This is a genomic window from Protofrankia sp. CiP1_Cm_nod3 (assembly GCF_982290655.1).
Genome location: NZ_CEVIVD010000014.1, coordinates 45,356 through 48,075 on the forward strand (window position 1 = coordinate 45,356; position 2,720 = coordinate 48,075).

Below are 2,720 nucleotides of genomic sequence, written 5' to 3' on the forward strand. Positions count from 1 at the left end.
CGGCGGTCCCGCGGACATCGCGCTGTCGCTGGCGACGACCCGGGCGCGTTTCGAGGAGCGGGCGGTGGTGATCGGCGCCGGCCGGGCCGAGCTGTCCGCCGGGCTGCGCGCCCTCGTCGCCGTCGAACCGTCCGCGAACGTGGTGCGCGGGTCGGCGGGCGAGCGCGGGAAGACCGTCTTCGTCTTCCCCGGCCAGGGATCCCAGTGGGCCGGCATGGCCACGGAACTGCTGGCGGTATCCCCGGTGTTCGCCCGCTCGATCGACGCGTGCGCGGCGGCGCTGGCGCCCCACATCGACTGGTCGCTGCTGGACGTCCTGCGGGACGCCCCGGGCGCCCCGCCGCTGGAGCGGATCGACGTGATCCAGGCGGCGCTGTTCGCGGTGATGGTCTCCCTCGCCGAGGTGTGGCGGGCCTTCGGCGTCGAGCCCGACGCGGTGATCGGCAGCTCCCAGGGCGAGATCGCCGCCGCGTACGTGGCGGGCGCGTTCACCCTGGAGCAGGCCGCGGCCGTGGTGGCGCTGCGCGGCCGCGCCGTGGCCGGCCTCAGCGGCCTCGGCGGGCTGGTGTCCGTCCCGCTGCCCGCGGCCGAGGTCGCCACGCTGCTCACGCCGTGGGCCGACCGCGCGGGCATCGGCGTGATCAACGGGCCGGACGCCACGGTCGTCTCCGGCGAGACCGCCGCCCTCGACGAGCTCGTGGCGACGCTGACCGCGGCCGGCATCGACGTCCGCCGGATCCCGGTCCGGTACGCCTCGCACTCGCCGCAGGTCATCCCGGTGCGCGAGCGGCTGCTCGAGCTGCTCGACGGCATCACCCCGGCGGCGGCCGGCATCGCCTTCTACTCGACCGTCACCGCAGGCCCGCTGCCCACCACCGAGCTGACCCCCGCCTACTGGTACCGCAACCTGCGGGAGACCATCAACGTCGACCAGACGGTGCGGGCCGCGCTCGCGGCCGGGCACGGCACGTTCGTCGAGGTGACGCCGCATCCCGTCCTCACCGGCGTGATCCAGCGGATCGCGGCGGACGCCGGCGGAGAGCACGCCGACGCGCTTGTCACCGGCACGCTGCGCCGCCACGACGGCGGCCCCCGCCGGCTGCTGGCGTCGCTCGCCGAGGCGCACGTGCGCGGGGCCGACGTCGACTGGGCCGCGGCGATCGGCCCGGCGGCGCGCGTGACCGACCTGCCCACCTACCCGTTCCAGCGGCGGCGGTTCTGGCTGCCGGGCGCGGCGGCCCGCCCGGCACCGTCCGCGGCGGCACCGGCCGTGGAGCTGCCGGACGTCTCCATACCGGCACAGAATGTTCCGGATCATGACACGGCCGCCCACCGCACGGACGCCCACCGCACGGACGCCCACGGCACGGACGCGGCGGTACCCGAAACGCCGGGGGCGCCGGGGGCGCCGTCCGCCGCCGGCCCGTCGTCGCGGCTGGCCCGCCGGCTCGCCGGGCTCGCCCCGCGGGAGCGCGACGCCGTCCTGCTCGACCTCGTCCGCGCGGCGGTGAGCAGCATCCTCGGGCACACCGGCCCGGCCGCGGTCAGCGCCGGGCGCACGTTCAGGGACCTCGGCCTGGACTCGATCGCGGCGGTGCAGTTCCGCGGCCTGCTGGCGGCCACCACCGGGCTGGCGCTGACGCCCACACTGACCTTCGACCACCCGACGCCCGCCGCGCTCGTCCGCCATCTCGCCGAGATCGTCGGCGTGGCCGGCGCGCCCGCCGGCACCGGCGCCGCTGGGGCCGCTGTGGGGGCCGCGGGCGGGAGCGGGACGGGAGCCGGCGCGGACGAGCCGGTCGCGATCGTCGCGGTCAGCGGGCGCTGGCCGGGCGGGGCCGACTCCCCCGAGGCGCTGTGGGACCTGCTCGCCGCCGGCCAGGACGCCATCGGCGGGTTCCCGACCGACCGCGGCTGGGACCTCGACGCCCTGTACGACCCGGCCGGCGCCGACGAGCACGGCACCGGCCGGCCCGGCACGTCCTACACCCGCCAGGGCGGCTTCCTCGACGGCGCCGGCCTGTTCGACGCCGCGTTCTTCGAGATCTCCCCGCGGGAGGCCGCCGCGATGGACCCCCAGCAGCGGCTGCTGCTGGAGGCCTCCTGGGAGGCGCTGGAGCGCGCCGGGATCGACCCGGTGACGCTGCGGGGCAGCTCGACCGGGGTGTTCGTCGGCGCCACCCCGCAGGACTACGGCCCGCGGCTGCACGAGGCCACCGGCGCGGCCGGCGGGTACGCGCTCACCGGCGGCCTGCCAAGCGTCGCCTCCGGCCGGGTGGCCTACGCCCTCGGCCTCGTCGGGCCGGCGATCACCGTGGACACCGCCTGCTCGTCGTCGCTGGTGGCACTGCACCTGGCCGTGAGCGCGCTGCGCTCCGGCGAGTGCGGGCTCGCGCTGGCCGGCGGGGTGACCGTGATGTCGACGCCCGGCATGTTCACCGAGTTCTCCCGGCAGCGCGGGCTGTCCGTGGACGGCCGCTGCAAACCGTTCGCCGCCGCCGCGGACGGCACCGCCTGGGCGGAGGCCGTAGGCGTGGTCGTGCTCGAGCGGCTGTCGGACGCGCGCCGCCACGGCCACCGCGTGCTGGCGGTGGTACGCGGCAGCGCGATCAACTCCGACGGCGCGAGCAACGGGCTGACCGCCCCCAACGGGCCGTCCCAGCAACGGGTGATCAACACGGCGCTCGCGGGCGCCGGCCTGGCCCCCGCCGACGTCGACG

At 77.5% G+C, this 2,720-nt stretch carries 1 protein-coding gene; it reads left to right on the forward strand.

The window, feature by feature from the left end; translation table 11 throughout:
- Positions 1-2,720: beta-ketoacyl synthase N-terminal-like domain-containing protein (locus AC5LUJ_RS05230; RefSeq protein ID WP_493464546.1), on the forward strand; the 2,720-nt coding region annotated here is incomplete at both ends.